Source organism: Sphingomonas bacterium (genome assembly GCF_903643065.1).
Taxonomy (GTDB): Bacteria; Pseudomonadota; Alphaproteobacteria; order Sphingomonadales; family Sphingomonadaceae; genus Sphingomonas.
In genome coordinates this window covers 1-5,627 of the sequence record NZ_CAHJWX010000166.1, presented here as the reverse complement: position 1 = coordinate 5,627, position 5,627 = coordinate 1, and the positions used below count along the sequence as shown (strand labels likewise).

General features: G+C 70.3%; 7 protein-coding genes. 3 read left to right on the top strand and 4 right to left on the bottom strand.

Features of this window, described 5'->3' with window-relative positions; all coding sequences use genetic code 11:
• On the top strand, window positions 1-1,224 hold a 1,224-nt coding region (locus tag HUU95_RS07240), incomplete at its 5' end, for a translocation/assembly module TamB domain-containing protein (protein WP_174279503.1).
• Here the strand turns inward: HUU95_RS07240 and HUU95_RS07235 are convergent.
• From HUU95_RS07235 to map, 3 genes are all read right to left on the bottom strand, one after another.
• Complete coding sequence (locus HUU95_RS07235; RefSeq protein ID WP_174279502.1) at window positions 1,218-1,619, bottom strand: PIN domain-containing protein; 402 nt, start codon at window positions 1,617-1,619, stop codon at window positions 1,218-1,220. The two genes, HUU95_RS07240 and HUU95_RS07235, sit on opposite strands and share 7 nt — an antisense overlap.
• Window positions 1,620-1,913: an AbrB/MazE/SpoVT family DNA-binding domain-containing protein gene (locus tag HUU95_RS07230; RefSeq protein WP_174279501.1), complete on the bottom strand. Its 294-nt coding sequence runs from the start codon at window positions 1,911-1,913 to the stop codon at window positions 1,620-1,622. It abuts the gene before it with no gap.
• A gap of 151 nt (window positions 1,914-2,064) precedes the next feature.
• Window positions 2,065-2,880 carry a type I methionyl aminopeptidase gene (map, locus tag HUU95_RS07225; protein ID WP_174279500.1) on the bottom strand — a complete coding sequence of 272 codons (816 nt, stop codon included), beginning with the start codon at window positions 2,878-2,880 and terminating at the stop codon, window positions 2,065-2,067.
• Window positions 2,881-2,933: 53 nt separating this feature from the next.
• On the opposite strand from map, the gene HUU95_RS07220 reads away from it, so the two are divergent.
• Window positions 2,934-3,704, top strand: coding sequence for a competence/damage-inducible protein A (locus HUU95_RS07220; RefSeq protein WP_174279499.1), 771 nt, complete (start codon window positions 2,934-2,936; stop codon window positions 3,702-3,704).
• On the opposite strand, the gene HUU95_RS07215 is transcribed toward HUU95_RS07220, so the two are convergent.
• Window positions 3,701-4,069 carry a hypothetical protein gene (locus HUU95_RS07215; protein WP_174279498.1) on the bottom strand — a complete coding sequence of 123 codons (369 nt, stop codon included), beginning with the start codon at window positions 4,067-4,069 and terminating at the stop codon, window positions 3,701-3,703. The genes HUU95_RS07220 and HUU95_RS07215 overlap by 4 nt on opposite strands.
• Window positions 4,070-4,404: 335 nt before the next feature.
• Between HUU95_RS07215 and HUU95_RS07210 the strand changes: the two genes are divergently transcribed.
• A partial coding sequence (locus HUU95_RS07210) for a DEAD/DEAH box helicase (RefSeq protein WP_174279497.1) occupies window positions 4,405-5,627 on the top strand: 1,223 nt, incomplete at its 3' end.

The window sequence follows — 5,627 nt, the reverse complement described above, 5'->3', positions numbered from 1 at the left end:
GTCGAGCTGTTCGACCTGTCCGGCCCCGTCGCGATCGGCGCCGACGTGACCGGGCGGCTGAACCGGCCGATCATCCGCGGCGCCGTGCAGGCCAAGGGCGCCCGGATCGAGAGCGCAACCACCGGCACCGTCGTGACCGACGTCGCGGCGAGCGGCGCGTTCGACGGCGCGCGCCTCGTCATCGACCGCTTCACCGGCACGGCGGGCAAGGACGGCCGCGTGTCGGGGGGCGGCGCCTTTGATTTCGCCGCCGCGCACGGCATCGGGCTCGATCTCCACGTCCAGGCCGAGCACGCCGCGATGATCAACCGCGACGACATCGCCGCCACCGTCACCGGCCCGCTCACCTTCCGCTCGGACGGGCGCGGCGGCACCATCGGCGGCGACGTGGTGCTCGACCGCAGCCGCTACCGGCTGGGCCAGGCCACCGCCGCCACCGCCGCGCCGCGCCTGAACGTGCGCGAGATCAACCTGGCGACCGGCGGCGAGGAGGACGAGGCGCCGTACCGGCCATGGACGCTGGCGCTCAAGGCGCGCGCGCCGGGCGGGCTGCTGGTCAGCGGGCTGGGCCTGACGAGCGAGTGGAGCGCCGACCTCCAGATCGGCGGCGAGCCGACCGACCCCGCGATCGCCGGCCGCGCCCAGCTGATCCGCGGCAATTACGAGTTCGCGGGCCGCGAGTTCGAGCTGGAGCGCGGCGTGATCCGCTTCGACGGGCGCACGCCCGCCAACCCGGCGTTAGACATCGCCGCCAATGCCGACGCGACCAGCCTGTCGGCGACGATCCGCGTCACCGGCACCGGGCTGAAGCCGGAGATCGCCTTTTCCAGCAACCCCGCGCTGCCCGAGGACGAGCTGTTGTCGCGCCTGCTCTTCGGCACCTCGATCACCAACCTGTCGGCGCCCGAGGCCTTGCAGCTCGCCGCGGCCGTCGCGGCGCTGCGCACCGGCGGCGAGGGTCTGAACCCGATCAACGCGATCCGCCGCGCGGCGGGGCTGGACCGGCTGCGCATCCTGCCCGCCGATCCACAGACCGGACAGGGCACCTCGATCGCGGCGGGCAAATATGTGACGCGGCGCCTGTTCGCGGAGATCGTCACCGACGGGCAGGGCTATTCCGCGACGCAGCTGGAGTTTCAGGTGACGCGCTGGCTGTCGGTGCTGTCGAGCATCTCCACGCTGGGCCGGCAGAGCGCCAACCTGCGCGTATCGAAGGATTATTGAGCGGGGCGAGGCCAGACCTCCAGCTTCAGGCCGGGGATGCTGGCGAAATCGGGGCCGTTGGTGGTGATCACCGTCAGGTCGTGGACCAGCGCGGTGGCGGCGATAAGCCGGTCAAGGATGCGAGAGCGGGAGAAGCCGATCCGTCGGATGATCGCGGCATAGACGTCCGCCATGGGGCTGGTCAGCGGCAGTACATCCAGCGTGTCGGTCATGGCCGAAAGGGCCGCCTGTCGTTCGGCTGCGCGGGGCTGATCAGTGGTGATGCCGCCCTGGAGTTCCACCACGGTGATGATGGACAGGAACATCGTATCGTCCAGCATCGCGAGCCGGGCCGGGATGCCCGGCCGCTGGTCGCCAATGGCGATCGCGATATTGGTATCGAGCAGGAACGCCACTCATTCCTGCTCCGGCCCATACAGGCCGGGACGGTCCGGAAAGATGTCCAGGTCTCGCTTCATCCCCGTCTCGGGCGGCCCGCCGGCTTCCTCCCAAATCCGGGCGATCGTGTCGAACATCGCGGTCAGCTTGCGGCGGTGATCGTCGACGTCGAACTCGCGGCGTATGCTGATGCCGCCATCCCGCTGTTCCAGCATCAGATTGGTGCCTGCGTCGACGCCGAAACTCTTGGGCAGGCGGACGGCGACGCTGTTACCGCTCTTGAAGGCCCTGCTTTTGACGATCGCACCCACGGGCCACCTCCGACTGACCTGTAGATACGTGGCTATACCGTCACGCGCAACAGTCCCTCCCGGCTTGGTGAAGCGAAGCACTGGCAGGCGACGGGTCGGACAGTCGGTCGTGGCGCATCGGGGCACGCCGCCGTCGACATGGAAGATCGCCTCAATGACCCCGCTCGGCCGCGCTCAGCGTGAAGACCTCGCAACCGGTCTCGGTGATCCCCACCGTGTGCTCGAACTGCGCCGACAGCGAACGGTCGCGCGTCACCGCCGTCCAGCCGTCGTCGAGCAGCTTCACGTCGGGGCGACCGATGTTGATCATCGGCTCGATCGTGAAGATCATGCCGGGCTTGAGCTCCGGGCCGGTGCCGGGCTTGCCGGCATGGACCACCTCCGGCGCGTCGTGGAACAGCCGGCCGACGCCATGCCCGCAAAAGTCGCGCACGACGCCATAGCGATGCCGCTCGGCGTGGAGCTGGATCGCGTTGGCGACGTCGCCCATGTGGTTGCCGGGCCGCGCCTGTTCGATGCCCAGGACCAGGCATTCATAGGTCACCTCCACCAGCCGCCGGGCCTTCAGCGGCACGTCCCCGATCAGGTACATGCGGCTCGAATCGCCATGCCAGCCGTCGAGCACCGGCGTCACGTCGACGTTGACGATGTCGCCAGACTTGAGCGGCTTGTCACTGGGGATGCCGTGGCAGACCACGTGATTGATCGAGACGCAGGTCGAATGCGTATAGCCGCGATAGCCGAGCGTCGCGGGCCAGGCGCCGGCGGCGGTGCAGAAATCAAAGATCAGCCGGTCGATCTCGGCCGTGGTGACGCCCGCCACCATGTGCGGCTCCAGCATGTCGAGCGTGTCGGCGGCGAGCCGGCCCGCACGGTGCATGCGCGCGAACGCGTCCGCGCCATAGAGCTTGATCGCGCCGGTGCGGGTGACGGCCATGTCGGAGGTGACGGCGGTGTAATCGGTCATCGTCCCGCCGATATAGCGTGGCGGCGACGGCTTGACGAGGCTAGGGCGGGTGGATGGAGCCCGAACGCATCTGGACGGCCGCGCTGGTGGTGATCGGCGACGAGATCCTGTCCGGCCGGACGCAGGACAAGAACGTCGCCCAGGTCGCGGCCTGGCTCAACGTCCAGGGCATCCGCCTAGCCGAGGTCCGCGTCGTGCCCGACCGGACCGACGCGATCGTAGAGGCGGTCAACGCGCTGCGGGCGCGCAACGACTATCTGTTCACGACGGGCGGCATCGGGCCGACGCACGACGACATCACCGTGGACGCGATCGCCGCCGCGCTGGGGCTTGGCGTGATCCATCATCCCGACGCGATGGCGACGCTGGAGCGCTACTATGCGACGCGCGGCGGGCTGACGGAGACGCGCGCGCGGATGGCGCGGGTGCCCGAGGGCGCCGACCTCATCCCCAACCGCCTGTCGGGGGCGCCGGGTATCCGGATCGGCGACATCTTCATCATGGCGGGCGTGCCGCACATCACCGCCGGCATGCTGGACGCGCTGACCGGCACGATCGAGGGCGGCCGGCCGGTGGTGTCGAGCACCGTGGGCGGCTGGATCGCGGAAAGCGAGGTGGCGGACCTGCTGCGCGAGACCGAGCGCGCGCATGCCGACGCGCCCGGCGGCATCGCGATCGGCAGCTATCCTTTTTTCCGCGACGGCCGGGTAGGCGCCAATTTCGTCGTGCGCGGCCCCGACGAGGCGAGCGTCGAGCGCTGTCTCGCCGATCTCAGCGCCCGGCTGACGGCGGCGGGACGCGAGCCGGTCGCCGGCGGGATCTAAAGGTAGCCGGCGTTCTCGTTCTTGGGCCCGGTCTCGCCCGGGATCTTGTCCGCCCCCTCGCCCCCAGAGATCGGATAGCCGCTCCCCGCCGCCGCGTCGGACGACAGGTCCTCGCCCGCCTGGCCGCCGCCCGTGCCCATGCCGGCGCCGTGGACCTCGCCCGTCGACGGGTCGATGCCCGCGCGGGCGCCGTTGTGGGTGGGCAGGCCGGGATGGCCGTCCGGCGCCGGCGCGTCGGGATCGGCGTCGGCGCGACCCTGCGCCGCCTCGCGCTCACGGTCATAGCCCTGGCCCGAATAGCCGTCCGCCCGGTCGAAGGCGTTGTGGTCGCGCGGGCGCTCGGGATCGACGGAACGGTCTGGCATGGCGGGTCTCCTGCGAGCCGAACCGTCGACCCTCCCGGCCGTTCCCTGTCGGACCACCGCCGGCGCCATGCGCCGGGTCATCCCGTCATGCGACCGGCCACCACTCCCGGCGGCGAACGGACGACCTCGATCGGGCGGAGTCCTTGACTTTCATGCCCGTCTCGGTCATCTCCGTATGTATCGAGGTGTTCGCGTAGCGTGATCGCGCCGGGCTTGACCCAGCGCAGGCTCCGCCTCGGTCGTTGTTTCAGGATTCCCATGTCACGCGGGGGTTCGGCTTCCCCGCCGCCCGTGCGCCCTGTCGCGCGCGCCCGGCATGTACACGGATTTCCCTCATGTCCTTCAATCACCTGGGCCTCGCCCAGCCGCTGCTCGACGCGCTCGCCGCCAAGGGCTACACCGAGCCCACGCCCATTCAGCGCGACGCGATCCCGCTCGTGCTGGAGGGTCGCGACCTGCTCGGCATCGCACAGACCGGCACCGGCAAGACCGCCGCGTTCGTGCTCCCCTCCATCCAGCGACTGGTCGAGTCCGCCAAGCGCGCGCTGCCGACGCATTGCCGCATGCTCGTCCTCGCCCCGACCCGCGAGCTGGCCGGCCAGATCGCCGAAAGCGCCCGCGCCTATGGCAAGTTCAGCCGGATGAGCGTCGCCACCGTGTTCGGCGGCACCAGCCTGTTCAAGAACAAGCAGGACCTGGCGCGCGGCGTCGACATCCTGGTCGCCACGCCGGGCCGCCTGCTCGACCTGGTCGAGCAGCGCGCCTGCTCGCTCGCGCAGGTCGAGGTGCTGGTGCTCGACGAGGCCGACCAGATGCTCGATCTCGGCTTCATCCACGCGCTCAAGAAGATTGCGCGCATGGTGCCGGCCAAGCGCCAGACGCTGTTCTTCTCCGCCACCATGCCCGCCGCGATCCGCGAGCTGTCCAGCCAGTTCATCCGCGATCCCGCCACCGTCTCGATCAAGCCCGCCGCGACCACGGCCGAGCGCGTCGAGCAGTCGGTCACCTTCGTCAATCAGGCGGAGAAGCAGGCGCTGCTCACCATGGTGCTGCGCGATCCGGCGATCGAGCGCGCGCTGGTCTTCGCGCGCACCAAGCATGGCGCCGATCGCGTCGTGAAGCTGCTCGCGGGCAACGGCATCCAGTCCAACGCGATCCACGGCAACAAGAGCCAGCCGCAGCGCGAGCGCGCGCTGGCCGCGTTCAAGGCGGGCGAGGTGCCGATCCTGGTCGCCACCGACATCGCCGCGCGCGGCATCGACGTGTCGGGCGTCAGCCATGTCGTGAATTTCGAGCTGCCCAACGTCCCCGAACAATATGTCCATCGCATCGGCCGCACCGCGCGCGCGGGCGCGTCGGGGCTGGCGGTGTCGTTCTGCGCGGACGACGAGCGGCCCTTCCTCAAGGACATCGAGAAGCTGACGCGCCAGAAGGTGCCGGAGGTGCCGCTGCCGGCGAACTTCCTCGCCGAGGCGGCGGCGATCAAGTCGGCGCGCGTCAGCGTCGCCGGCCCCGATCCGCTGCCGCGCCCCGATCGCCAGCAGCAGCGCGGACCCGC

Coding starts and splice junctions, on each gene's coding strand:
- map (WP_174279500.1), bottom strand. CDS start 2,880: ATGACCGATTACACCGCCGTCACCTCCGACATGGCCGTCACCCGCACC.
- HUU95_RS07220 (WP_174279499.1), top strand. CDS start 2,934: ATGGAGCCCGAACGCATCTGGACGGCCGCGCTGGTGGTGATCGGCGAC.
- HUU95_RS07215 (WP_174279498.1), bottom strand. CDS start 4,069: ATGCCAGACCGTTCCGTCGATCCCGAGCGCCCGCGCGACCACAACGCC.